The sequence below is a fragment of the Mesorhizobium sp. genome (assembly GCF_965229135.1).
Lineage (GTDB): Bacteria > Pseudomonadota > Alphaproteobacteria > Rhizobiales > Rhizobiaceae > Mesorhizobium.
Genome location: NZ_OZ245860.1, coordinates 1,429,082 through 1,453,303, shown reverse-complemented (window position 1 = coordinate 1,453,303; position 24,222 = coordinate 1,429,082). Strand labels below are relative to the sequence as shown.

The window sequence follows — 24,222 nt, the reverse complement described above, 5'->3', positions numbered from 1 at the left end:
AGGGGCAGCAAAAGCAGATAGGGTGCGGCGCCCTAACCGGTGTGCCCGAAGGGTCGGGCAGGGAACTGCCCTGGACGCGGGCGCCGAACCTTTTCCGGTGCCGCGATTGGCGCTGGCCCATGACCGGATCGGCGGTCACGAGGCACAGTTCCAAAGCGGTCTTGCTCCGCTGATCGCCGGAACCGAGCCAGGATGACCGGACCCCAGTGACCGGCGGACAGCTTAGCCGATTCCCGGCGCGGACGTTCGCTCTGCGAGCCACTGCTTGACGATCGCCGAGTCTGGAGCCCCGAATTCATGACCTGAAGGAACGGTCCGGGCCTCGACCTTGGCGCCGTGCCGGCCAAGCAGTGCCTCGAGCGCCGGCGCGAAAGGGGCGTAAGTCAGGTCGGCTCTTCCGGTTATGATCAGCACGCGAGTGGTCGACAAATCAGTTGGCGGAACGACATCCAGCACCGGCATCGCGCGCAAAAGTGCTGCCCGTTCGACGAGGCCCGGATGCAGCAGCATCAGGCTGGAAATTAGGTTGGCGCCGTTGGAATAGCCGAGAAATGTCGTATGCGTGCGATCGAGCTTGTGACGTGCCGCCACCTCGGCGGCGAAACCCGCGAACGCGCGCGCTTCGGTCCGGATGCTCTCCTGCTCGAAACGCGTCGGCGTGATCCGGGTGAACCAGCGGAAACCATCGTCCTGCGCGATGCGGCCGCGAACCGCAACCAGCCTGGCGCGTGGGGCGATCTGCCTGCCCAGCGGCACCAGCGTGGTCTCGTCGACACCGGATCCATGCAGCAGGAACAGGGTTTCCTCGCTGAGGCCGTCCGGAAGGAAAAGGCGGTAGGAAAAGTCCAATTCAGACCTCAGTTCACCGTCTTCCCGCAGTTCGTCCATGGCGGTCACATCCTTTTGATTGCGCGGCGTTTCCGGCTGTTTCGCCGGCTTGCGAACGTCATATTTCCCCGCTCCGCGAAAGTTGATTGAACCAGGCGCATTTCATTCCGTTTTGTCTGCCGATATCGTTCCTGCGGGAGGAATCGAAGCGGTGCGCCGGGGGTCGCATTGCCCGGCATGACAACCAGCTTTGAGGGCCCTATCGATGACAACCCCTGTTTCGCCGGAACGCGACACACGCATCGACGTGTTCCGCGCTCTCGCTCTTCTCACGATATATGTCGATCATGTTCCAGGCACAGCCTATGAACACGTGACCTACAAGAATTTCGGCTTTTCGGACGCGGCGGAAGCCTTCGTGCTGATTTCTGGCGTATCCGTCGCGCTGGCCTATGGCGCGAAGTTCCAGCCGGGCAACCGGCTGCTTGCGACACTGAAGCTATGGCGGCGCGCGGGCGTCCTCTATGTCGCCCATATCGTCGCGACGATGATGGTGATCGCCATATTCTGCATGGCGTCAGTGTTGGCCAGTCGGCCGGAACTGCTGACATTCATCAACATCGAGCCGTTGATCAAGAATACGCCGGAGGTCCTGATCGGCATCGTGACGCTCGGCCACCAACTCGGCTATAACAATATATTGCCCGTTTACTCGGCGCTGTTGCTGATGGCGCCGGTATGGCTCTTGTTCATCAGCCATCGGCCCTGGCTGGCGCTCACCGCGTCCGGTGCCCTGTGGTTGGTCGCGGGCATATGCCAGATTGCTCCACCAAATTATCCGGAGCCCGGTTTCTGGTTCCTCAATCCGCTGTCTTGGCAGTTCCTGTTCAATATTGGCGTTGCCGGTATGCTGCATGTGCGGCGCGGCGGCGCCATTCCCGTCAACCGGTGGTTGGTCGGCGCGGCCTTGGCTTACACCGTCACCGCACTGGTGTGGGTGCATAGCCCTCTTTGGGGTCAGATCTCCTGGTTCGGCCTGCCACCCGTGCTGACCGGCTTCGACAAGACGTTTCTCTCTCTGCCCAGGTTGCTCCATATCCTGGCGATCAGCTATCTGGTCGTGGCCCTTCCGGCGTTCTCGAACCTGTTCCGCACCGCGCCTGATCATCCACTCGCCATCCTTGGCAAGCACTCACTGCCGGTCTTCATCGCCGGCACGCTGATCGCCATGGTGGCACAGGTGATGAAACAGATCAGTGCCGGCGGGTTTGCCTATGACAGCCTGCTGCTTACCAGCGGCATTGGGATGCAATTCGCGCTTGCCTTCTATCTCGAATGGCTATCCGGCATCGGTTGGTCCGGCAGGGCACCCCGGCCAGCCAGGGAGGCGACGCCTGGCCCAGCCTTTGGCCTGCAAGCCATGGCAAGAAGCCGCTAGACCCGAGGTGGGAGGTCAGGCCTTCGCCGGACCGGCGGAGGCCCTGATGACAAGCTCCACGCCTAGTGTTTCGCGCCGCACGGTCCCGTTGAAGTCGAGGATCGCCCTTGCGGCCCTGCGGCCGATCTCGGCAATCGGCTGAGCGATTGTGGTCAGCGGCGGGGTGCAGAATGCCGCGTCCGGCACGCCATCGAAGCCGACGATGGAGACGTCGCCGGGAACGGCGAGGCCTCGCTCTTTCAGCCAGTCGATCGCGAACATGGCAACCCTGTCCGACATGGCGAGGATGGCGGTGGGTGGTTCGTCACCGGCGAAAACACGTTCGAGGCCGGCCCGCGTCGTCAGCCTGTCGTTGCCGGTTTCGTAGATGGGCACCCTGGATGTATCGATGCCGAATGGTGAAAGCGCGTCGAAATAACCGATCAGGCGGTCACGTGTCGCCGTGTAGCGGGCAGCCTGTATCTGCGCCGGAGAGACTGGACCGGTGCTGTTGTCGACGAAGGGCAGGGCCAGTATCGCGAAGCGGCGATGCCCGAGCTCGGCCAAATGGCGCGCGGCGAGGCGCGCGCCCGCCACATTATCGACGCCAATCGCGGAAATGTCTTCATCCTCGAAGCCGAGTTCGAGCGCCACGAAAGGCAGTTTGCGTTCTCGTGTCAGGCCGACGAGACGCGAGCCGCCCTCGATGCAAAACAGGATGAAACCATCGACCAGCGCGCTCTGGATATTCCAGGCGAGCTTTTCTTCATTGACGGCCGATACCAGCGCTATGCCGGCGCCGGTGGCATCACACCCTTCTGAAATGCCGGCCATCATGGTGCGGGCAAACGGGTCGTCGAAGAAGTAGGACAGGGGTTCCGCCGTCGCCACGCCGATCGCGTTGACCTTGCCTGCACGCAGCAGCCGACCCTTGGGGTCGGGCCCGGCATAACCCATGGCCTCGGCGGCGGCCTTGACGCGCTCTCGAACCTCCTCGCGGACGATCTCGGGGTGGCTGAACACGTTGGAGGCGGTGCCGTGCGACACACCGGCCGCCTTGGCGATGTCCGCCAGTCGGATCGGCCTCGTCTTTCTCGCGGTCTGTGGCGCCATTTTTCTCTCCCGAACCAGACCTGATCTAGCACTCTCGTTGGATCGGTTCAAATTTTGCTTGATGCCAATTTAAGGAAGGCATAGGTTTTGAATCGATCCAATTGCTTCTTGCGTATTGCGATTGGATCGATTCAATATTTTTAGAGGAACCGAGCCCATGCATCCTGTCAGCTATCTGTTCGAGGATATCTACCGCAACTATTGGGGCATCACCCCGGCATTCGACCGACCGAAGCCAAGGCGCCTGGCAAGGCCGGCCCTGAGCATTCGGGAACTTCCGCTCCGGCCTGACCATCGGCAAGACTGAGCGCGGTTGCACGCAGGCAGCGCGCAGGCAGCGCCAAGACCGCAAGCCGACGTGTGAGCCGGCGAGGCTGGTTGCCGTGTCAGAGACGTTCTCGCACCAACGCGGAGGCTGCAATCACCAGCCACCCGCCGATCAGCAGGCTGCCGCCTATTGGCGCGGACATCGGGAACAGCCTGGAGCCAAAAAAGTCGCGGGCCAGCAGGTCGCCGCAGAACAGCAGAAGCCCGACCAGCAGGACGAAGCTTCCGATGCGCAGGATACGGTTTCCACCAAGCAGTCCGACGGCGAGGAAGACCGGCGCATGCATAAGCAGGAACGATGCCGCTGTCGCGACAAACGCACCGCCCAAATGCGCCGCTGCGGCAGACAGCGCCACGCCGGCAGCGCCACAAAGGCCGCCTGCGAAAACAAGAATGCCGTCGGTGCCGCCAGCAGGGTGATGGGATACGCTCATTGTACTTCCAGGATCAAATGCCAAGCCTGTCGTGTATCAGGACTTGCCCGCGTCCAATAGCATGTCGCGTTCGCGGCGCGATTGGACAAACCAGTTATATACCGCTCCGCCCGCCATAAGCATGGACGTTCCCAGAAACACCGCCCGCATGCCGAAATGGCCGCCGACGAAACCGCCGAGCAACGGGCCTGCGACCTGCCCGACATATTGGGCAGATATGGAAAGGCCCAGCACGTTGCCACCGACACCGTCCGGGACATTGTGCCTGATCACGCTGGTGATGCACGGCAAGAGACCGCCAAGTGCAAGCCCCATGAGGAAGCGCAGACCAACCAGTTGCCAGCCATTGGTGACGAAGGCTTGCGGGATCAGCAGCAGCGCCGAGACCGTCAGTGCGCCGATGATGACGTTCCAATGACCGATACGATCAGCGAGCTTGCCAAGACGCGAGGCCGATAGGATGGCGCCGAGCGCCGCCGCCGACATGACGACACCGGAAATCAACGTGACCCGGCTCTGGTCTTCGATCAGTTGCTGCACATAGACCGTGATGATCGGTTCGATCGACATGGTGGCGAAACTCAGCAGCATGCCGGTCGCCAGCATGGCGACAACCGGGCGCTTGTCGGGAATCTGCGCCCAGCCGCCTTTCGGCTTCTCCTTTGAGGTCGTGCCCGCGGCCGGCCGGGCGTTCTCCTTGATCAGAAACGTCGTTGCCAGGAATGCCAGGAAGATGACGCCGCCTGAAAGAAGGAAGGTCGTGCGCATGCCGATCAATGGCGGCAGGGCGCCGCCGAGCAACGGGCCGACCAGCGCGCCGGCGGTGATGCCCGCCGACAGCACGCCAAGCGCCCAGCCGGAACGATCCTTCGGCGTTTGCATGGCTACGAGAATGGTCGAGCCCGACGAATAGCCTCCGGCAAAGCCGATCAGCAGGCGCAGCAGCACCAGTTGCCAGACAGTTTCGACCATTCCGGTCAGCGACATGCATATGGCCATGCCGAAGCTGGCGCGCACCAGCATCACCTTGCGCCCATAGCGGTCGCCAAGCCGCCCCCACAGGGGTGCGACCAGCGCCGCCGCGAAGAATGTCGCGCCATAAGCAATGCCCGACCATTGCACGATCGCCGCGTGCCCCTCGGCTCCCAGTTGCTCGACATAGAGCGGAAGAAAGGGCAGCAGCAGCGTCATCGCGACCAGCGTGCTGAACGAACCGGCCACGCAGACAAACAGGTTTCGCCGCCAATGGATATTGTAGACGGCGTCCGCGGTCGGAGAGGGTTTCTGCGTCATCAAGATGTGTCCTGTCCGGGCAGCCCCGATCCGCATGTTGCCGCGGATACCATTTTGGGATACCAAACTGGTATGCTTCATGGAGGGCAAGCCGGTTGTTTGTCAATGCGGCCAACCGTCGATGCAGGCAGCATTGGAAACAGATCCGGAAAACGGAACCGCCATGTCGCAGTTGCAGAATGTCGAAAGACAACTTCGCGAAATGATTCTTGCCCTAGAGATCGGGCCCGGCGAACGCCTGACGGAGCGCTGGATCGAAAGCCGGTTTGGAGCCTCCCGAACTCCAGTGCGGGCGGCGCTGCTGCGGCTTGAAACCGAAGGACTGATCTGTCGCGATGGTCGCGGCTGGACGGTGTCCCCCATCAACCTTGGTGAACTCAAGCAGATCGCGGTCTACCGCGAGGCGGTGGAGGTCGCGGCGGTGCGGCTGACATGCGGGCTGGCGGAGCGGGGCGTCGTCGATGTCATCGAGGCGATGCTCGATTCCTGCGACGGCAACACACCGCGCGAGGAATGGCATCGCGTCGGCATGGATTTTCACATTGAATTGGCCAGGCTCTCCGGCAACGAATTTTTGTTCCGCGCCGTTCGCGATGCGATGACGCGCCTGTCGCGGGCCCGTTGGCTGGAGGTTCGCGATGAGGCTGCGCTTGGCCGCGCCTGGGCCGAACATCGCGCCATTCTGACGGCGGTGCGGGCTGGCGATGCCGATGACGCTGCAAACAGGCTTTCCGCTCACATCGTCGGCAGCCGCGAGAGGCTGGTGACGTCTCTGCACAATGACAGGCGTGGCCTGCGTGCCAGGGGTTTTGCGGTTGTCGCGGCCTGACGCTGCCGATGTAAGGGCGGGTGATTCAAGGCGCGACGGCTGATGTGCCGATCGACGAGCACTTTCGGTCTCGCTTCCTGAACGGCGATGGCGTAAGAGCGGCGATGGAAAACAACCGGTTTGAAACACCCATCACCGTCAAATCGGCGACGGCGGGAACCACCCAGCTCCTGCGTTCGGCGCGTGAGGCTTCGGATTATCTCCTCAACAGCTGGCCCGGCAAGCGCAGCCCCAAGCACCGCGCCGCGCTTCAGGCATGTCACGACGCGCTGGCCGGCGACAAGCCGGCCATGAACGCCAGGCGCGCCTTTATCGCGGCGGCGCGCGAGGTGGATGTGTTCGTCAGCGACAAGGCGCCGGTCTGAGCCACCGCAATCGCCGGGAAACCGGCCTATTAAGGGCGGAGCGGCGTTATTTCGCCGCTTCGGTCTCTGATCCTGCGTCGTCCTCGGGCTTCGACCGTTCCCTTGCCGAGACCTTGGCCGCAAGCTTTTCCGCCTTCTTGGCTGCCTTCTGCCGGTCGCGCTCCTTGCGCTCCTGATCGTAGTTTGGTGCTCGCGCCATATTACTTCCTTTTCATTGTGCTTGGCCCTGCCTAGGAGGATTGGGTCACAAACACAACACCGGAAGGGCCGAGCCGAGCCTTAAGCCAACGATCAGCGCGGTCCTGCGCGGTTTCCGGGCTTGCAAGATACGCGGCACAATGGTGTAGGAATGGGCGCGCTCGTATTTCCAGCCGAATTGTTTTGAATCAATTGACCGATGGCAACGATTCTAAGAAATTCCGTCAAGGTGTTTTACTACGCGCGCAACGCCTTGCGCGATGTGGCGCCGCAGGCAATGTTCCGCCACAGGTTGGGCGCGCGCCTTGCCCAAGCCATGCTCCCCGACGAAGCGATCCGCTCCCGCTTGCGGCTCTACAACAAGCTGGAGAATGCCTTCGTGCCGAGTTCCGACGCGGTGCCAGTCAGCCGGGTGCCGTTTTCGCCGAGCATGTACTACTACGATCTGAAGGAGTTTGCCCGGTACTTTGATCCGGGATTGCTGATCGACCTGGAGTTTGGTGACGTCAGAAATGTGCCGAAGGTGCCATCGGTCGTGAAGGACCGGCCGATCAAAGCTGACAACGGCAACGCCGTGATCATGAAGCTCGACAAATTTCGTCACTTCCATATGCCCGCGGACCGCCTTCCTTTTGTGGACAAGCGCGCTGCGGTGGTCTGGCGCGGCGATCTAAACAATCCCATACGGACCCGGTTTCTGGAAGCTGTTCGTGATCTGCCTTTTTGCGATGCCGGTTCGCCCAAGAGGACAGCGGCGGAAAAATACCGCAAGCCCTATCTGAGCATCGCGCAGCAAAAGCAGTACCGCTACATCGTTTCGCTCGAAGGCAACGATGTGGCGACCAATCTGAAATGGATCATGAGCTCGAATTCGCTTTGCCTGATGCCGCCTCCGACATACGAAACATGGTTCGCCGAAAGCAGGCTCGAGGCGAACGTCCACTACGCGTCGCTCGAACGGGATTTCTCCGACCTTCCCGAAAAGGTGCAGTACTTCGAACGGCATCCCGAGGAGGCGCAACGCATCATTTCCGCGGCAAACGCCTATTGCCGGACATTCGCCAACGAGCGGGCCGAGCAGGCGATTTCCCTGCTCGTCCTGTACAAATACTTCGTGCTCAGCGGCCAGATCGAGCCTGACCCCAACGTCTGGCGCTATATTTCAGGCTGACGTCCGGTCGCCTCGCAAAGAATCATTGTCAGACATCGCTGCGGTCAAGGACGAGATCGGCCGGGCCGAACCTGTCCTTGGCGGTCAATTGCTGGTGCCAATACGGATAGAGAACCGGCGGTCTGCTGACCGCGTCGAGTCGGCTGCGTTCTTCGTCGGAAAGCACCAGGCCTGCCGCGGCGATGTTGTCCTTGAACTGCGCCTCGGTTCTCCCACCGATCACCAGGGAACTGACAGCGGGCCGGCCCAGCAACCAAGCAAGCGCCACCTGGGCACCGGAGACGCCGCGTGCCTTGCCGATCTCGATCAGGACATCCACGATCCGCCACAGCCGGTCCTCGTCGCGGATCGGTGGCTCCGACCAGCCGCTGAGCTGGCGTGCGGTGGGACTGTCGCGATTGTATTTGCCTGACAGCAATCCGCCGGCCAACGGGCTCCACACCAATACGCCAAGCCCTTGGTCGACGGAGATCGGCAAAAGCTCATATTCGGCTTCGCGCGCTTCCAGCGTGTAGTGGATCTGCTGCGTGACGAAGCGCGGCTGGTTGTTGTGGTCGCTGATGCCCAGCGCCTTCATCACCTGCCAGCCGGAATAGTTGGAGCAGCCGATGTAGCGGATCTTGCCCTGGGCGACCAACGTGTCGAGCGCGGCCATCGTTTCCTCGACCGGTGTCGTGCCATCCCATTCGTGCAGGAAATAGATGTCTATGACGTCAGTCTTGAGACGCTTAAGGCTGCGCTCGCACTCGCGGACCAGATGGTAGCGCGACAGGCCTTCGTCATTCGGGCCTTTGCCGACCCGCATCCGCGCCTTGGAGGCGATCAGCACGTCGCCCTTGCGGTTGCCGCCGAGAGCTTCGCCGATGATCTCCTCCGACAGTCCGTTCGAATAGACATTGGCGGTATCGATGAGGTTGATGCCGGAATCGATGCAGAGATCGATCATACGCCGTGCCTCGTCGAGATCGGTCTTGCCGACCGCGGCGAACGCGCCGGCGCCGCCGAATGTCATCGTGCCCATGGTCAATGTCGAAACCTTCAGCCCGGAACGGCCGAGTGTGCGGTATTCCATTGCAGATCCTCGCGATTGCGTTGAGACAAGAGCCCGAACGGGCTTGGCCGATTTGTAGGACAATTCCTCCCGTTTGTCGCCTTGCGCAGGTAAAATCAGCGTGGCATGGCGCCGATATGGGCCATGGCCCGCAAAATCGCGGATGAAATAAAACCGTCACCGCCTGCATATATTCAAGTCGGCCGAGGGCGTAGCATCAGTGGCCGGCAGGCCGAGCTTGCCTAGGACGGAAGTTTACGCGGAGCAGCGCAGATGAACGATTCCCAACCAAAGTCCGGCGCAAGGGATTGGCTTGAGGCGGAACTCGCCGACACGCTTGACGAAGATTACGAGCTCGAAATGTCGGAGCCGGCCTTATCCCTCGAGATCGCCAAGATCTACAAGAATGCCCATCCGCCATCGATCGATCGCCTGCAGTATTTCCGTGACCTGATCTCGCTGCAGTCGGAACTGATCAAGCTGCAGTCCTGGGTCGCCTACCACAAAAAGAAGTTGGTGGTGATCTTCGAGGGCCGTGATTCCGCCGGCAAGGGCGGGGTCATCAAGCGCATCACCCAGCGCCTCAATCCACGCATCTGCCGTGTCGTCGCACTGCCGGCACCGAGCGAGCGCGAGAAGTCGCAATGGTATTTCCAGCGTTATGTGCCGCATCTGCCGGCGGGCGGCGAGATCGTGCTGTTCGATCGCTCCTGGTACAATCGTTCGGGCGTGGAGCGGGTGATGGGCTTTGCCGGACCTGACCAGGTCGAGGAATTTTTCCACGACGTGCCGGACTTCGAGCGCATGCTCGTCCGCTCCGGCATCACGCTCGTCAAATACTGGTTCTCGATCACCGACGAGGAACAGCAGATGCGCTTCCTGATGCGCATCCACGATCCGATGAAGCAATGGAAGCTCTCTCCCATGGACCTGCAGTCGCGCGTGCGCTGGGAACAGTACACCAAGGCCAAGGAAGAAACCTTCGCCCGCACCAACATTCCCGAAGCGCCCTGGTTCATCGTCGAAGGCAATGACAAGAAGCGCGCCAGGCTGAACTGCATCGACCACCTTCTGAAGCAAATGCCGTATGAAGAGGTACCGCACGAGGAGATCACGCTGCCGGAGCGTGTGTTCAATCCCGAATATGAGCGCCAGGTGCTGCCACGCGAGCTTTATGTGCCGGAGAAGTACTGACGCACCCATCGATCGATGCGGCAGCAAAGGATGGCGGCCGTCGAGACAGCCGCCATCGCCCTCATTCGCCGGTGAGTTCCATGAAACGGATGTGGTTGTTGAACGGGTCGATGACCTCGACAGTGAGCCGCCCGTCTTCGTTCTCCACGCCGGGCTTCATGTAGCGGTAGTTCTTGCCCGACAATTCCGCGTGAAACGCGCGAATGCCCTTCATGTACACGACCATGTTGCCGCCAGGCGTCGCGTCACCGGCATGTTCCGAAAGGTGCAGCACAAGGCTGCCACGCGAGACCTGCGTGTAGAGCGGAAAGTGGTCGCCATAGCGATGTTCCCAGTCCACGTCGAAACCAAGGAAGCCGAGGTAGAATTCGTGAGCCTTGGCCACGTCGAAGATACGCACGATCGGCGCCGTCCGTTCGAAGATGATCGTCTCCGTCCGCTCCGCCGTTGTTTCGATCTTGGCTGAGAGGATATTGCAGCTCGACAGTCCGAACTGGCGTGCGACGATCTCCAGGGCTTCGCTGTGGCTGATCGTCATGTCGCGGGAGGCAAGCGCCTCCCGCACGGCTTTCGCCATGGTCTTGGCATCTCGATAGGCAAGCATGTCCGTTCCTTTGGTCACGGCGAAGACTTGGTCAGTGCCCGCATTGCCGACGCCTTCGCCCGACGGTGAAACGGGTCAGGAAGCCATCCTCTGGAGGCGTTCGCCATGCCCTTGGCAGGGCGCGGGCTGCCGGCCGCCTCCGACCGTGCCGACACAATAGCCGGGAAAGACAGGTGTTGTCAGTGGAAAAATTGCGGGTCCAGGATCACCCTTCGGCGTCCTGAAACGGCGTGCCCTCAGCCCTTCAGCATCTCTGCTACCTCAGGCGCGAAGTATGTGAGGATACCGTCGCAGCCGGCGCGCTTGAAGGAGAGAAGCGATTCCAGCATTGCCTTCTCACCGTTGATCCAGCCATTGGCGGCCGCGGCCTTGATCATCGAATATTCGCCCGACACCTGGTAGGCGAATGTCGGCATCTGGAATTCGTCCTTCAGCCGGCGGATGATGTCGAGATAGGGCAGGCCAGGCTTGACCATCAGCATGTCGGCGCCCTCGGCGATATCCTGCTCGGCCTCGCGAACCGCCTCGTCGGAATTGGCGTGATCGATGTAGTAGGTTTTCTTGTCGCCCTTGAGCAGGCCGGCCGTTCCGACGGCTTCGCGGTAGGGACCGTAGAAGGCTGAAGCAAACTTGGTCGCGTAGGACATGATCGCCACGTCGGAAAAGCCGTTGGCGTCCAGCGCGTCGCGAATGGCGCCGATGCGCCCGTCCATCATGTCGGAAGGAGCGATGATGTCGGCGCCGGCCGCGGCCTGGATGACGGCGGCGGCCGTCACCTGTTCAACCGTTTCATCGTTGACGATGATGCCATCGCGCAGGATGCCGTCGTGGCCGTGGCTGGTGAAAGGGTCGAGCGCGGCATCGGTGATGATGCCGATATCAGGCACCGCATGCTTGATGGCGCGCGTGGCGCGGTTGATGATGTTCTCGGGATCGAGGATATGCGAGCCGGTCTGGTCACGCAGGCCAAGTTCCACATTGGGGAAGGTCGCGATCGCCGGAATGCCGAGCTTTGCGGCGCGCTCGGCTTCCTTCACGGCGAGATCGAGCGACAGCCGAAACACGCCCGGCATTGCGGCGATCGGCTCGCGAACATTCTTGCCATCGACAACGAAGATCGGCCAGATCAGGTCATCGACGCTCAGCCTGTTTTCCTGGACGAGGCGGCGCGACCAGTCGGCCTTGCGCATGCGGCGCAGACGGCGGCTGCCGGTAATTTCGTCGACGCTGCGGGCGCCGGCAGGCTTTGCGGGGGTGAATTTGTTCATCGCCATAACTCCAGATCGGTGGTTTTTACCACGCGACCTTGGCGCTGACCAATGCGACACAGTTGTGCCAGGCCTGGGTTGCCACTGCTCATGACCGGCAGCGGCCGGTCAGGGCTGGCCGTTGCCCGACAGGATCTGCGCGGCGCCGCGCATCGCTACGCGGAACGCGTCGTCAAAGCTGACGCCACGCACCTGCCAGCGGTAGGTCTTGCCGTCCCTGGCGAGCCGCCAGTTGGCGATCCAGCCCAGTTCCTTGTCGCTCCACACAAGTGTGCCGGCAAGCGCCTGGTCGGCGCCGCTCTGTTGCGCGACCTTGTCGAGCACCATTATGTCGGCGTCCCCCAGCGTCCTGTCGTCCAGTTTCGCGGACGGCAGCGTCGATGCTTTCGGAAACGCGATCCGCATCGCCAGCGGCGTGGCGGCGTTGGTGAAGGATTCGCGCATCAGTGCGCTGCGCTCGTCATCCGTGGAAAGCGCGAAATGCCTCGCGCCTTGCTCGGCGGCAAGAAAGACCACCAGTCGCGGCCGCTTCGTCAGCCATGGTTCGCTTCCGAGCGAGGCAAGCACTGGATTGATCGCTGCCGGATCATAGATGCAAGTGAGATCGTGCGGCCGGTCGTGCGTGCCCTGTTCGTCGTGGATAGGAATGCCCTCGAGCCGGTCGCGGTAACGGAAACTGGCGATGAAACCGCCGGCCTTATCGCGCAAGGCAGCCATTTCCGGTTTCTTGAGAAGCCGCTGGTCTCCCGACACCTTAAGCAGAACCGCGTCGAGGCACGTTCTGAAGCCCAACTGGCGGTTTGGTTCGCCCTGGCCGGTCACGACGGTCTGCGTCTGGTAGAGGTCGTCGATGCTTGCCGAAAATGCCGGGTGATCCGTTATGCATATGCCCATGATGCCGATCAGGGCAAAGACAAATCGTGAAAACCCAGGCATCATTCACCGTCCGGTTCGAAAGCCACCTGATCGACGCACCGTTTGCGTGGCGGCCAACTTCTAGCACCGGGCTTTGGCCATAGCCAAGGTCGCGTGAATTGGCCGTCGGCATTGACGCGCCCATGCGCCACCCTTTAGCACTTCAGACCCGACGGCGCGGGGAAGGGATTCTTAAACCATGGATTTTGGCGGAGGCGACGAAATCCGCTTCGAACGATTGGGTAGGGCCGGTGTTGTAACATTGACGCGGCCACAGGTGCTCAATGCGGTCACCCACGGCATGGTGAAGGCTCTGGACAAGGCCCTGCATGCCTGGGAGCGCGATCCCAACGTCAACGTTGTTGTGGTGAAGGCCGAAGGCCGGGCATTTTCCGCGGGTGGCGATATTCTCCATGTCTACGAGGCCGGGCGTGCCGGAAATCCGCCAGTCGATTTCTTCGCTGATGAATACCGTCTCAACGCCCACATCGCCCGGCTCAGGAAACCCTATGTCGCCCTGATCAATGGCATTGTCATGGGTGGCGGTGTCGGCATCTCGTTCCACGGTTCACACCGGGTGATGACCGAGAATGCCCAATTCGCGATGCCCGAAGTCGGCATCGGTTTTTTCCCGGATGTCGGCGCAAGTCATTTGCTACCGGATCTCGGCGGCAGCTTCGGTATCTATCTGGCCCTGACCGGCAATCGCATCCGGTATGGCGACGCGCTGCGGTCGGGGCTGGCGACGCACACGATCAAGGCGGAGGATCAGGCTGGGATTCTCGCGGCGCTGACCGAGACAGGTGATCCGGACTCCGTTCTGCGCGGCTATTTCGTTTCCGTAGAACGCGAGACCGAGAGGCGGACTCTGGATGCGATCGCCCGGCATTTTTCTCAAGCGTCTCTGAGTGACGTCATCGATAGCCTGGAGCGTGCGGCGGTCACTGACGAGTTCGCGGCAAGGACTTTGGCGACGATCAGGACCCGCTCGCCAACCAGCATCCGTGTCGCGTGGCGCCAGATCAGCGCCGGCCAGACGCTGTCGATGGACGAGTGCATGAAAATGGAATTCCGCATCCTCAACCGGATGCTGGCCGGTCACGATTTCTATGAGGGCATCCGCGCGGTGCTCATCGACAAGGGCTCGGTTCCGCAATGGCATCCGGCAAATCTCGAAGCTGTCGGTGACGCGGACGTCGATGCCTACTTTGCCCCGCTCGGCGAACGGGAGCTCGAACTGTGAGCGAGGTCGTATCGAGACGCATCATGCTCCAGCCGTCGACGGTCGAAGTCCTGTTCGCCTGGTTCCAGCGCATCATCGCCGGCTACTGCCTGCTGTTCGGCGTTCTCTACTGGATCAAGCTGATCGGCTTTTATCCGGGTCCGCTGTGGCGCTTCGACCTGATGCCGGTGCACTGGCAGGTGACGGCGGTGGTGCTGGCGGTTTTCTTCCCCTTCGCCGCGGCCGGCCTATGGATGCTGGCGTCCTGGGGGCCGGTGATCTGGTTCATCTGCGCGGTTACCGAGACCGTTATGTATGCCGGATTCCCCGATTTGTACGGGCACCGCACGCTCATCGTCGTCTCGCATGCGGCTGTCGCACTGCTCTATATCGCGTTCCGCACCATCATCTGGCTGCAGAAAAGGCCGGTTCGGCCGTAAGCCCTTGTGGATGCTGGTCATCCGGAATTGGCTCCGGAATCGTTGGCGAAATCTTTAGGTTAATTATCCTTGCTCGGGTGACCGTTCGTTAAGCGTCTTCCGAAACCTCTTACCGGTAAGCTCTTGTTAGCCCTAGCGTTTAAGTCGAATTTTATGAGTATTCGATAGTGTCGCGATCAAGGTGAAAAACAAAAAATCACCAAGGCGACAAACGAGAGGCAAAGACAATGATCAATTCGCGTCCGGCGGCGAAGACCGCAAACGTATCCGACGATCGCCGCGAGGCAATCCGTTCCCTGTACATGGAATCGCTGCAGCTTGTAGAGCGGCTGCACCGCCGTCTGCTTGACGTGATCAAGGACGAATTCGACCGCAATGGCCGCTCCGATATCAATGCCATCCAGGCGCTGCTTCTGTTCAACATCGGCAATTCGGAGCTGACCGCCGGCGAGTTGCGCTCGCGTGGCTACTATCTCGGCTCCAACGTCTCCTACAATCTGAAGAAGCTGGTCGATCTCGGCTTCATCAATCACCAGCGCTCGCGCATCGACCGTCGTTCGGTCCGCGTCTCGCTCACGCCCAAAGGCAATGAGGTGGCTGAAGTCGTCGCCGGTCTCTATGAGCGCCATGTCGGTTCGATCGAGCAGGTCGGCGGTATCAACACGGACGAGTTCAAGCAGATGAACCGCGCGCTGCAACGCCTCGACCGCTTCTGGAACGACACCATCGCCTATCGCATGTGAGGCGAGTGGGCTCGACTTCAATCGGAGCCGCCCTGCAGAAGCGCGGCCGAAAAACAGACCTCCAGTCGCTGGCCGGTGCCGAAAAGCACCGGCCCTTTCTTTTCCGCGCATGCCCCGACCCAAAATCGGCTTGAAGCCACGTTGCCGCCATATTCCAATGTGAGCGAGGATACGGGTGAAGTGGTGGCGAAGGTCACGAATTCATCTGGACCTTGCATCGCGCCTCGCGCGTTTCACGCCGAAGTGATACAGGTCATGGTTGGTTAATTCTTAACACAGCCAACTTTAGAGTGCGGGTGATGTCGTCCGCTGATCGAACCGCAGCAAGAATGTCTGGAACGTCCATGAGAACCAGCCGCCGTTTCTTCCTTTCCGGAGCCTCCGCGCTCGCAGCCGCCATGGTCGCTGGCACGGCAAGCGCCCAGGATGTGATCGGGGATATCCTGAAATCCTCGGCGCGCGGCAATTGGGATGATCAGTTTGACGCTCGCGCCAGCGAGGGCGGCAAGGTCGCGTCGACGCTGCCGATCTTCAGCCCGCAGACCGTTTCATTCACCGAACAGGCAATCACCCAGTACCAGAACATCGTGGCGCAGGGCGGGTGGCAGCCGGTTCCCGATACCAAGAAATTGCAGCTCGGCGTCGACGATCCTGATGTTGTGCCGTTGCGCAAGCGTTTGATGATCTCGGGCGACCTCTCGCAGAGTGCTGGTATTTCGACAGCCTTCGATTCCTACGTCGACTCTGCCGTGAAGCGCTTCCAGGCGCGTCATGGCCTGCCTTCCGATGGCGCCATGGGCAAGTACACCTATGCGGCGATGAATGTTTCGGCGCAGGTCCGGCTTGGCCAGTTGCAGACCAATCTGCAGCGGCTGCACGAAAAGGCCGGCACGCTGGGCAATCGCTATGTGCTCGTCGATATCCCGGCGGCCCAGGTCGAGGCGGTCGAAAACGACCGCGTGGTGCTTCGCCACACCGCGATCGTCGGCAAGATCGATCGCCAGACGCCGATCGTCAATTCGAAGATCAACGAGATCATCGTCAATCCGTACTGGAATGCCCCGGTCTCGATCGTGCGCAAGGACATCATTCCGCTGATGCGGAAGGATCCCAACTATCTCAAGGACAGCCATATCCGCCTGTTCGCGCCGGACGGCAGCGAGGTCGATCCGCTGAATGTCGACTGGTCGACCGACGATGCCGCAAAGTATCGCTTCCGCCAGGATCCCGGCGCAGGCAACGCCATGGCCTCCGTGAAGATCAACTTCCCGAGCCCGGATGGCGTCTATATGCACGACACGCCGCAGCAGAGCCTGTTCGGCAAGATGATGCGCTTCGATTCGTCGGGCTGCGTGCGGGTGCAGAACGTGCGCGATCTCGTCACCTGGATCCTGCGCGATACGCCCGGCTGGGATCGCCAGCATTTCGAGGCGGCGATCAAGACCGGCGAGAACACGCCGATCCAGGTTACCAACCCGGTGCCGGTTCACTTCCTTTATCTGTCGGCCTGGTCGACAGGCCCGGGTGTGGTGCAGTTCCGTGACGACGTCTACGCGCTCGACGGCGCCAACGAACTGCAGATCACGTCTTCGCTCTAAGCATCTGATCTTTTTGTAGAAAGGCCGCCGCCAAGGCGGCCTTTTTTGCTTTTTCTGGACGGATCCGCGCGATTTGCGCATGGTCTGGGAAAACGCCTTCGGAATCGCGTCATGCAAGTTGCCGTCTTCATCCTTGTGGTGCTGGTCTTCGTTGCGGTTTCCGGCGCGTTGGTCCGGCTTGTGCGAGTGCCTTTGCCGGTATTGCAGATTGCCATGGGCGCCGCGCTCGCGTGGCCGTCGCGCGGCCTGCATGTCGAAATCGATCCCGAAGTCTTCTTGCTGGTGTTCATTCCGCCGCTGCTGTTCAGTGATGCTTTTGGCGCTCCCAAGCGCGAACTGATGGCGCTGCGCGGACCGATCCTGGACCTGGCCGTAGGTCTGGTCTTCTTCACCATCGTCGGTTTCGGCTATGCCTTGCACTGGCTGGTGCCCAGCATTCCGCTGGTCGTCGCATTCGCACTTGCGGCAGTGCTGTCGCCGACAGATGCGGTGGCCGTCTCATCAATCGTCGACAAGAGCATCGTTCCCGCGCGGCTGATGCATATTCTGGAAGGCGAATCGCTGCTCAACGACGCCTCGGGCCTCGTCATGTTCCGCTTTGCCGTGGCGGCGGCATTGACCGGCAGCTTTTCCTTTGCCGGCGCCTCACTGAGTTTCCTTTACGCCGTGGCGGTCGGCATCCTGGCCGGCGTGGCGGCGCTCTTCATAGCTGCCAAGGCACTGCAACTGCTCAGCCGCATCGGCGGCGTCCCGGCCGAGGCGCAGGTGCTGATTACGATTCTGCTGCCCTTCATCGCCTATCTCGGCGCCGAGCATTTCGGAGCCTCGGGCATCTTGGCGGCGGTGACCGCCGGTCTGTTGACGGGAAGCACGGGCATCTTCCGCTTTCTTGGCGTTTCGGCGCGCATGCAGACCATCTCTTTGTGGACGACGTTTTCCTTCGTCTTCAACGGTGCGCTGTTCATCGTGCTAGGCCTGCAACTCCCTGAAATTATCCGCAAGGTGCCGCCGGAACTCACAGGCCATTATCCCGTGCTCCAGCCGGTGCTGACGGTGGTGGCTCTGACACTGTGCCTGATTGCGCTTCGCTTCGTGTGGATCTGGATTGGCGATATCGGCGCCGGCATCGCGGCGCGACTGGGAAAGGGCAAGGCGGAGCCGTTCGGGTTGCGCGTGCGGCTCGCTGGTTCCGTCGCCGGCGTACGCGGCGCGATCACGCTGGCCGGCATCTTGTCGCTACCATTCACACTGCAGGATGGCTCGCCATTTCCAGCGCGGGATCTGGTCATCTTCCTTGCAGCCGGCGTCATCATCTGCTCGCTGGTAATCGCCAGCCTTGCCTTGCCGGCGATCGCTCGCGGCCTCGTTGAACCTGGAGAGGATGCCGATGCCGCAGAGGAGCGTATGGCTCGTGTCGTCGCGGCCAAGGCCGCGATTGCTCACATCGAAAGCCTTTCGCAGGCCGATGAAGAGCATGAGGGCGAGGTGCCGGGCGCGAGGCTCGCCACCGCCAACGGCATTGTCGCGGCCTATCAGAGGCGCATCGCTGCGTCCGACGAGGCGGAGGAAGCGCGAGCCGAAGTGCGCGAAGCGGGGAGGCTGGAACTCGATTTGAGGCTCGCCGGCATCGGCGCTGAGCGCGAGGCCGTGCGCACCATGCTTCGCCGTCGCGAAATCAACGACCATACGGCGCGAGCGCTGTTTACCGAGATCACGCTCACCGAGGCTCTGTTGAAAGGCAGGCAGTCGCGCAAATAGAAGACTGAACCCTGGTTTGGCGGTTTTGCGGTTGCTGCCGCAAACCGGCCAGCAAATTTCGCGCCGCAAACGTGGCGAGGTGAAAACAACTGTGTTAATGGCGCGGCGAACCTAATGGATGTCGCCCAAAAGTGTGCAGCGGTTTTGGGTCAACGACATGCTCGAAACAAAACTGACCTCCGAACCCTAGGGATTTCAAGCGATGGCAACAGCAGCGGCAGTGTCGAACAAATTCGAGTCCTTTTTCGAAACCACGCTTGCCGATGCCGATCCGGAGATTTTCGGTGCGATCCGCAACGAACTCGGTCGCCAGCGTCACGAGATCGAACTGATCGCGTCGGAAAACATCGTCTCCCGTGCCGTGCTGGAAGCGCAGGGCTCGATCATGACCAACAAGTATGCCGAGGGCTATCCGGGCAAACGCTACTATGGCGGCTGCCAGTTTGTCGACGTGGCCGAGCAACTGGCTATCGAGCGCGCCAAGAAGCTCTTTGGCTGCAACTTCGCCAACGTGCAGCCGAATTCGGGCAGCCAGATGAACCAGGCCGTGTTCCTGGCGCTGTTGCAGCCCGGCGACACCTTCATGGGCCTCGACCTCAATTCGGGCGGTCACCTGACCCATGGTTCGCCGGTCAACATGAGCGGCAAGTGGTTCAAGGTCGTCTCCTATGGCGTGCGCAAGGAAGACCACCTGCTCGACATGGATGCGATCGAGAAGACCGCCCACGAGACGAAGCCGAAGCTGATCCTGGCCGGCGGCACCGCGTATTCCCGCATCTGGGACTGGAAGCGCTTCCGCGAGATCGCGGACGCTGTCGGCGCCTACCTGATGGTCGACATGGCCCACATTGCCGGACTGGTCGCTGGCGGTGTCCATCCGTCGCCGCTGCCGCATGCCCATGTCGTGACCACGACGACGCACAAGTCGCTGCGCGGCCCGCGCGGCGGCATGATCCTGTGCAATGACGAGGACATCGCCAAGAAGATGAACTCGGCGGTTTTCCCCGGCCTGCAGGGCGGCCCGCTGATGCATGTCATCGCAGCCAAGGCCGTCGCCTTTGGCGAAGCGCTGAAGCCAAGCTTCAAGGTCTATGCCGAGAGTGTCGCGGCCAACGCCAAGGCGCTGGCCGAAAGCCTGAAGGAAACCGGCCTCGACATCGTTTCCGGCGGCACCGACAACCATTTGATGCTGGTCGACCTGAGGCCCAAGAACGCTACCGGCAAGCGCGCCGAGGCCGCGCTCGGCCGTGCCAACATCACCTGCAACAAGAACGGAATTCCTTTTGATCCGGAAAAGCCCTTCGTCACTTCGGGCGTGCGCCTCGGCACACCGGCCGGCACCACGCGTGGCTTTGGCCAAGCCGAGTTCCGCGAAATCGGCAAGCTGATCGCCGAAGTCCTGGACGGACTGAAGGTCGCGAATTCCGACGAGGGCAATGCGGCGGTCGAAGCCGCCGTGAAGGCCAAGGTGGTGGCTCTGACCGATCGTTTCCCGCTCTACCCGTACCTGGGCTGAGCGATATCCCGGCTGCATGCTTCTGCTTCGGCGGCGCTTTTGCGCGCCGCCGCTTGCGTATTGGTTTTCCGTGCAGCACCCTCAGTGAAAAAGAGGAGATGACCGGATGAGCAATCCGTCGCGATCCGTGGCTTTGGCCGCCATGGCCGTCCTGGCGTGCTTTTACGCCAACGCATCCCGCGCCGACCCCAAGACCCAGACGTTCGGCAGATGGTCCGTCACCATCGATGAGATCAGCACCGGCCAGGACACACTAAAAACCTGCGCGGCGTCGACCGCCTTTGTCGATCCGCAAGGAAGTCCTGGAACCTTGACGTTGAGCATTTCGAATGGCGACGTGCTGCCGCCCAATGGCTATCCCGCCGTCATGCTGGCGGTTGACAACCACACCTTGCCGACAGGCGACAACGTCGCTGCCACCTTCAACGACGTCAACAACAAGGTCCCCGCGAAGTTTCGCGGGGTCGGCGGCGCTGGAGCGCATCGCCAATGGATGATGGATAACAACCCCAAGACCAGCCTTGCGCTTCTGCGGACGATGCGCAACGCACCGATGCTCGACGTCGTCTTTGGCAAGCAGCCGGTGGCGAGCATCGCCATGGACGGCTTCACCAAGGCATATCGCAGCCTTGGCACATCATGCGGCTTCCCCACGCGCGACGTTACGCCGTGATACCGCAGCGCGTCAGCGAAGTTTGAACGGCTTCTCCACTTGGGGACTGGCGATGGATATCCTGTGGAAAGGCGTCATCGGCGGACTGGTCACAGCCTTGATCGTCTGGGCATCGAAACGCGGCAATGTCCTGCCTGGCATACTGCCGCTGGCGCCGACGTTCGCGGTTATCGCGTTGCTCGCCGTTGGCGCCAAGGGCAATCCAGTTGGCTTCCGCGAGGCCTGCCTTGCTGGCTTCAAGACCATCCCCGCCTATCTCGCCTTCCTTGGCGCCTGCTGGTTGTTCATCGACAAGGTTGATTACCGTCTGGCGGTTTTGGGCGGCATCGCCGTCTGGCTGGTCGCTGCTCTCGCAATTTTCCTCGCGCCTCGCTATCTCTGAGGCGTGGGAGGCTGTTCCACCATGCTTTGCCATTGCGGCAAAAAGCTCTAAGCCTTTCGCTCCGTCAGATTCGCGAACCAAAGGCTCTCCATGCGCTGCCCCTATTGTCAGTCAGAAGATACGCAGGTGAAGGATTCGCGTCCCGCCGAGGATGGCGCGGCGATCCGCCGCCGGCGCGTCTGCCCCGATTGCGGCGGCCGTTTCACCACGTTCGAGCGCGTGCAGCTGCGCGACCTCGTGGTGGTGAAGAAATCCGGGCGAAAGGTGCCGTTTGACCGTGACAAGCTGCTGCGCTCGGTCGAGATTGCCGTGCGCAAGCGCAATGTCGATCCTGAGCGCATCGACCGCGCGGTCACCGGCATCGTGCGCCAACTCGAAAGCTCCGGCGAGACGGAGGTCGCCTCTGGCGAGGTTGGCCGCCTGGTCATGGACGCATTGAAGTCGCTAGACGACGTCGCCTATGTGCGCTTCGCCTCCGTCTATCGCAATTTCCGCGAGGCCAAGGATTTCCATGAATTGCTGGGCGAGTTGAAGGGCGATGAGGTCAAGGGCGAAGAGGACGTCGGCTGAGAATGGCAGGGCCGAGCAACGCCGAGCAGCAGGCTCTCGATCGCCGCTTCATGGCGGCAGCCCTCAGGCTATCGCGCAGGAATGCGGGCAGGACCTCGACCAACCCGTCGGTCGGCACGCTGATCGTGCGTGACGACGGAGCCGGTCCGATGATTGTCGGCACCGGCGTTACCGCTGTCGGCGGCCGCCCTCATGCCGAGACGGAAGCGCTGGCCGAGGCTGGTGAACTGGCCCGTGGCGCCACCGCCTATGTCACTCTTGAACCCTGTGCCCATCACGGCCGCACGCCGCCTTGCGCCAACGCATTGGTCAGTGCCGGCATTGGGCGCGTGGTCGGTGCCGCCAGCGATCCCGATCCGCGCGTGTCCGGCAAAGGTTATGCCATCCTGCGCGCCGCAGGCGTTGAAGTCGTCGAAAAAGTGCTGGCAGCCGAAGCCAGCGAGCAGATGGCCGGCTATCTCATTCGATCGCTGAAAAAGCGCCCGGAAGTGATTCTGAAGCTGGCGCTTTCCAGCAACGGCAAGATCGGCGTAAGAGGTGCGGGGCAGGTCGCCATCACCGGTGATGTTGCACGTCGCGAAGTCTATATGCTGCGGGCCGAAGTGGATGGCATACTGGTGGGCGTTGGCACGGCGCTGGAAGATGATCCCGCGCTGACGGTGCGGTTGCCGGGGCTGGAGAATCGCTCGCCAGCGCGCATCGTGCTCGACCGCCAGATCCGATTGCCGGTTGCCTCGAAGCTGGTTTCCGGCATCGACCGCGTTCCGCTCTATGTCGCGGCTTGCCTGGAAGCCGATCCGCAGCGGCGGGCGGAACTCGAACGCTCCGGGGTGCGGTTCATCGGCACGGAAACGCATGAAGGTGGTGTGGCGCTGCCGGAACTGCTCGAGGATCTCGCCGCGCTTGGTATGGCCAGCATACTCGTCGAGGGCGGCGCCAAGGTGGCCAAGGCTTTCCTTGCCGACGGGCTTGTCGACCGCATCATCCTGTTCCATGGACCCGAAGAGATCGGAGAAGACGGGATTGCGTCGCCCATCGATGCTGACCATATCCCGCCAGGCTTTCGCAAGCTTCGCGACATGCGCTTCGGCGAAGACAGCTACGCCGAGTGGATAAGAGATTTCCAGGATTGACGCACATGTTTACCGGAATTGTCACCGACGTTGGCACCGTCTCAGCCGTGAAACCGCTGAGGGAAGGGGTGGGTCTGCGCATCGACACCGCCTACGATCCTCAAGGGATTGCCATTGGCGCGTCGATTTCCTGTGGCGGCGTCTGCCTGACGGTCACGGCCTTGCCCGAGAGCGGCTCGAACGCGCGCTGGTTCGAGGTCGAGGCCTGGGAAGAAGCGCTCAGGCTGACGACAGCCATGGGCTGGAAATCAGGCACGCGGATCAATCTGGAGCGAGCGCTGAAGATCGGCGATGAACTCGGTGGCCACATTGTTTCGGGCCATGTCGACGGCACGGCCGAGATCATCGAGCGCAAGGAAGAGGGCGATGCCGTACGCTTCACGCTCGAGGCGCCGCGCGGACTGGCGAAATTCATCGCGCCCAAGGGTTCTGTCGCACTCGATGGCACGTCGCTTACTGTCAACAAGGTGGAGGGCACGCGCTTCGACGTGCTGCTGATCCACCATTCGCTGACTGTGACCACCTGGGGCGAGCGCCAGGCGGGCGACCGCGTGAACCTCGAGATCGACACCATGGCCCGCTACGCGGCGCGGCTGGCGGATGCCGCAAAAGAGGGCCTTTAGGGGACTCATCGAAATTAGGCTCGCACCGACCGTCGGACAAAGCTTGCGAACTGGGCGGCTTCGGCCTAAGTCACCCGCTCCTCCGGAGACGTGACCCAAAATGCCCAAGACCAAGAAACTCAAGCTGCTGATCGTCGAAGCGCGCTTCTATGATGATCTGGCGGATGCGCTGCTCGAAGGCGCCAAGGCCGCGCTCGACGAGGCGGGTGCCAAGTATGACATCGTCACCGTGCCCGGCGCCCTGGAAATTCCGGCGGTGATCTCCTTTGCGCTGGACGCCGCCGAAGGCGAAGGCGCTGAATATGATGGCTATGTCGCGCTTGGAACCGTGATCCGCGGCGAGACCCACCACTTCGATATCGTGGCGAATGAATCCGCGCGCGCCCTGATGGATCTGTCAGTCCAGGAAGCGATCTGTATCGGTAACGGCATCCTGACCACCGAGAACGATGAACAGGCCTGGGCGCGTGCACGGCGCACGGAAGGCGACAAGGGCGGTTTTGCCGCCAGGGCTGCCCTGACCATGATTGCCGTGCGAAAACAGCTCGGGGCCTGAA

27 protein-coding genes are annotated in these 24,222 nt (G+C 61.7%); 17 read left to right on the top strand and 10 right to left on the bottom strand.

The genetic code is table 11. The annotated features are described in order from the left end of the window. Nucleotides 1-222: 222 nt before the first annotated feature. On the bottom strand, nucleotides 223-888 hold the full coding sequence (locus ACO07C_RS07225) for an alpha/beta hydrolase (RefSeq protein WP_421913502.1): 666 nt from the start codon (nucleotides 886-888) through the stop codon (nucleotides 223-225). Between the two features lie 205 nt (nucleotides 889-1,093). Here ACO07C_RS07225 and ACO07C_RS07220 point away from each other — a divergent pair, with 205 nt between their 5' ends. Then, nucleotides 1,094-2,266 (top strand): OpgC family protein, encoded by a 1,173-nt coding sequence (locus ACO07C_RS07220; protein WP_421913501.1) that lies wholly within the window; start codon nucleotides 1,094-1,096, stop codon nucleotides 2,264-2,266. 15 nt (nucleotides 2,267-2,281) lie between these two features. Here the strand turns inward: ACO07C_RS07220 and ACO07C_RS07215 are convergent, their stop codons facing one another. The 3 genes from ACO07C_RS07215 to ACO07C_RS07205 form a co-directional block, all read right to left on the bottom strand. After that, complete coding sequence (locus tag ACO07C_RS07215; RefSeq protein ID WP_421913500.1) at nucleotides 2,282-3,358, bottom strand: LacI family DNA-binding transcriptional regulator; 1,077 nt, start codon at nucleotides 3,356-3,358, stop codon at nucleotides 2,282-2,284. A gap of 386 nt (nucleotides 3,359-3,744) precedes the next feature. Next, nucleotides 3,745-4,119, bottom strand: a complete 375-nt coding sequence (locus ACO07C_RS07210) for a DUF423 domain-containing protein (RefSeq protein ID WP_421913499.1) — start codon at nucleotides 4,117-4,119, stop codon at nucleotides 3,745-3,747. 36 nt (nucleotides 4,120-4,155) lie between these two features. Then, nucleotides 4,156-5,412, bottom strand: coding sequence for a multidrug efflux MFS transporter (locus tag ACO07C_RS07205; protein ID WP_421913498.1), 1,257 nt, complete (start codon nucleotides 5,410-5,412; stop codon nucleotides 4,156-4,158). 163 nt (nucleotides 5,413-5,575) lie between these two features. Between ACO07C_RS07205 and ACO07C_RS07200 the strand changes: the two genes are divergently transcribed. Both ACO07C_RS07200 and ACO07C_RS07195 read left to right on the top strand, forming a co-directional pair. Next, nucleotides 5,576-6,241 carry a GntR family transcriptional regulator gene (locus ACO07C_RS07200; RefSeq protein ID WP_421913497.1) on the top strand — a complete coding sequence of 222 codons (666 nt, stop codon included), beginning with the start codon at nucleotides 5,576-5,578 and terminating at the stop codon, nucleotides 6,239-6,241. 104 nt (nucleotides 6,242-6,345) lie between these two features. Further along, on the top strand, nucleotides 6,346-6,606 hold the full coding sequence (locus ACO07C_RS07195) for a DUF982 domain-containing protein (RefSeq protein WP_227348026.1): 261 nt from the start codon (nucleotides 6,346-6,348) through the stop codon (nucleotides 6,604-6,606). 46 nt (nucleotides 6,607-6,652) lie between these two features. Here ACO07C_RS07195 and ACO07C_RS07190 read toward each other — a convergent pair whose 3' ends face one another. Beyond that, a complete protein-coding gene (locus tag ACO07C_RS07190; RefSeq protein WP_421913496.1) occupies nucleotides 6,653-6,805 on the bottom strand; it encodes a hypothetical protein in 153 nt (50 codons plus the stop codon). A 198-nt stretch (nucleotides 6,806-7,003) separates the two neighbouring features. Here ACO07C_RS07190 and ACO07C_RS07185 point away from each other — a divergent pair, with 198 nt between their 5' ends. After that, complete coding sequence (locus ACO07C_RS07185) at nucleotides 7,004-7,975, top strand: glycosyl transferase family 90 (protein WP_421913495.1); 972 nt, start codon at nucleotides 7,004-7,006, stop codon at nucleotides 7,973-7,975. A gap of 28 nt (nucleotides 7,976-8,003) precedes the next feature. On the opposite strand, the gene ACO07C_RS07180 is transcribed toward ACO07C_RS07185, so the two are convergent. Next, nucleotides 8,004-9,047 carry an aldo/keto reductase gene (locus ACO07C_RS07180; RefSeq protein ID WP_421913494.1) on the bottom strand — a complete coding sequence of 348 codons (1,044 nt, stop codon included), beginning with the start codon at nucleotides 9,045-9,047 and terminating at the stop codon, nucleotides 8,004-8,006. Between the two features lie 252 nt (nucleotides 9,048-9,299). On the opposite strand from ACO07C_RS07180, the gene ppk2 reads away from it, so the two are divergent. Beyond that, entirely contained in the window at nucleotides 9,300-10,220 is a 921-nt protein-coding gene (ppk2, locus tag ACO07C_RS07175) for a polyphosphate kinase 2 (protein ID WP_421913493.1), read from the top strand. 61 nt (nucleotides 10,221-10,281) lie between these two features. On the opposite strand, the gene ACO07C_RS07170 is transcribed toward ppk2, so the two are convergent. From ACO07C_RS07170 to ACO07C_RS07160, 3 genes are all read right to left on the bottom strand, one after another. Beyond that, a complete protein-coding gene (locus ACO07C_RS07170; protein WP_421913492.1) occupies nucleotides 10,282-10,824 on the bottom strand; it encodes a glyoxalase superfamily protein in 543 nt (180 codons plus the stop codon). Between the two features lie 236 nt (nucleotides 10,825-11,060). Next, nucleotides 11,061-12,092 carry a porphobilinogen synthase gene (hemB, locus tag ACO07C_RS07165; protein WP_421913491.1) on the bottom strand — a complete coding sequence of 344 codons (1,032 nt, stop codon included), beginning with the start codon at nucleotides 12,090-12,092 and terminating at the stop codon, nucleotides 11,061-11,063. A 108-nt stretch (nucleotides 12,093-12,200) separates the two neighbouring features. Then, entirely contained in the window at nucleotides 12,201-13,028 is an 828-nt protein-coding gene (locus ACO07C_RS07160) for a DUF2066 domain-containing protein (RefSeq protein WP_421913490.1), read from the bottom strand. 178 nt (nucleotides 13,029-13,206) lie between these two features. On the opposite strand from ACO07C_RS07160, the gene ACO07C_RS07155 reads away from it, so the two are divergent. From ACO07C_RS07155 to ldtR, 3 genes are all read left to right on the top strand, one after another. Continuing rightward, nucleotides 13,207-14,250 (top strand): enoyl-CoA hydratase/isomerase family protein, encoded by a 1,044-nt coding sequence (locus ACO07C_RS07155; RefSeq protein ID WP_421913489.1) that lies wholly within the window; start codon nucleotides 13,207-13,209, stop codon nucleotides 14,248-14,250. Next, entirely contained in the window at nucleotides 14,247-14,669 is a 423-nt protein-coding gene (locus ACO07C_RS07150; RefSeq protein ID WP_421913488.1) for a DUF6163 family protein, read from the top strand. Before ACO07C_RS07155 ends, ACO07C_RS07150 begins: the two co-directional genes overlap by 4 nt. A gap of 227 nt (nucleotides 14,670-14,896) precedes the next feature. After that, on the top strand, nucleotides 14,897-15,412 hold the full coding sequence (gene ldtR / locus ACO07C_RS07145) for a transcriptional regulator LdtR (RefSeq protein ID WP_008875359.1): 516 nt from the start codon (nucleotides 14,897-14,899) through the stop codon (nucleotides 15,410-15,412). A gap of 17 nt (nucleotides 15,413-15,429) precedes the next feature. Here the strand turns inward: ldtR and ACO07C_RS07140 are convergent, their stop codons facing one another. Next, nucleotides 15,430-15,609 (bottom strand): hypothetical protein, encoded by a 180-nt coding sequence (locus ACO07C_RS07140; protein WP_421913487.1) that lies wholly within the window; start codon nucleotides 15,607-15,609, stop codon nucleotides 15,430-15,432. 147 nt (nucleotides 15,610-15,756) lie between these two features. Between ACO07C_RS07140 and ACO07C_RS07135 the strand changes: the two genes are divergently transcribed. The 9 genes from ACO07C_RS07135 to ACO07C_RS07095 all read left to right on the top strand — a co-directional run bounded on the left by ACO07C_RS07135 (nucleotide 15,757) and on the right by ACO07C_RS07095 (nucleotide 24,221). Beyond that, nucleotides 15,757-17,010, top strand: a complete 1,254-nt coding sequence (locus tag ACO07C_RS07135) for a L,D-transpeptidase family protein (RefSeq protein WP_421913486.1) — start codon at nucleotides 15,757-15,759, stop codon at nucleotides 17,008-17,010. A 111-nt stretch (nucleotides 17,011-17,121) separates the two neighbouring features. Then, on the top strand, nucleotides 17,122-18,768 hold the full coding sequence (locus ACO07C_RS07130; protein WP_421913485.1) for a Na+/H+ antiporter: 1,647 nt from the start codon (nucleotides 17,122-17,124) through the stop codon (nucleotides 18,766-18,768). Nucleotides 18,769-18,970: 202 nt separating this feature from the next. Continuing rightward, the gene (gene glyA, locus ACO07C_RS07125; protein WP_421913484.1) at nucleotides 18,971-20,284 is read left to right on the top strand and encodes a serine hydroxymethyltransferase; all 1,314 of its coding nucleotides are present in this window, start codon (nucleotides 18,971-18,973) and stop codon (nucleotides 20,282-20,284) included. A gap of 106 nt (nucleotides 20,285-20,390) precedes the next feature. Further along, complete coding sequence (locus ACO07C_RS07120; RefSeq protein ID WP_421913483.1) at nucleotides 20,391-20,957, top strand: hypothetical protein; 567 nt, start codon at nucleotides 20,391-20,393, stop codon at nucleotides 20,955-20,957. A gap of 52 nt (nucleotides 20,958-21,009) precedes the next feature. Then, entirely contained in the window at nucleotides 21,010-21,339 is a 330-nt protein-coding gene (locus tag ACO07C_RS07115) for a GlpM family protein (protein WP_421913482.1), read from the top strand. 90 nt (nucleotides 21,340-21,429) lie between these two features. Next, complete coding sequence (nrdR, locus tag ACO07C_RS07110; RefSeq protein WP_421913481.1) at nucleotides 21,430-21,909, top strand: transcriptional regulator NrdR; 480 nt, start codon at nucleotides 21,430-21,432, stop codon at nucleotides 21,907-21,909. A 2-nt stretch (nucleotides 21,910-21,911) separates the two neighbouring features. Continuing rightward, entirely contained in the window at nucleotides 21,912-23,042 is a 1,131-nt protein-coding gene (gene ribD, locus ACO07C_RS07105; protein ID WP_421913480.1) for a bifunctional diaminohydroxyphosphoribosylaminopyrimidine deaminase/5-amino-6-(5-phosphoribosylamino)uracil reductase RibD, read from the top strand. 5 nt (nucleotides 23,043-23,047) lie between these two features. Next, nucleotides 23,048-23,665: a riboflavin synthase gene (locus ACO07C_RS07100; protein ID WP_421913479.1), complete on the top strand. Its 618-nt coding sequence runs from the start codon at nucleotides 23,048-23,050 to the stop codon at nucleotides 23,663-23,665. Between the two features lie 100 nt (nucleotides 23,666-23,765). Further along, the gene (locus ACO07C_RS07095; protein WP_421913478.1) at nucleotides 23,766-24,221 is read left to right on the top strand and encodes a 6,7-dimethyl-8-ribityllumazine synthase; all 456 of its coding nucleotides are present in this window, start codon (nucleotides 23,766-23,768) and stop codon (nucleotides 24,219-24,221) included. Nucleotide 24,222: the final 1 nt, after the last annotated feature.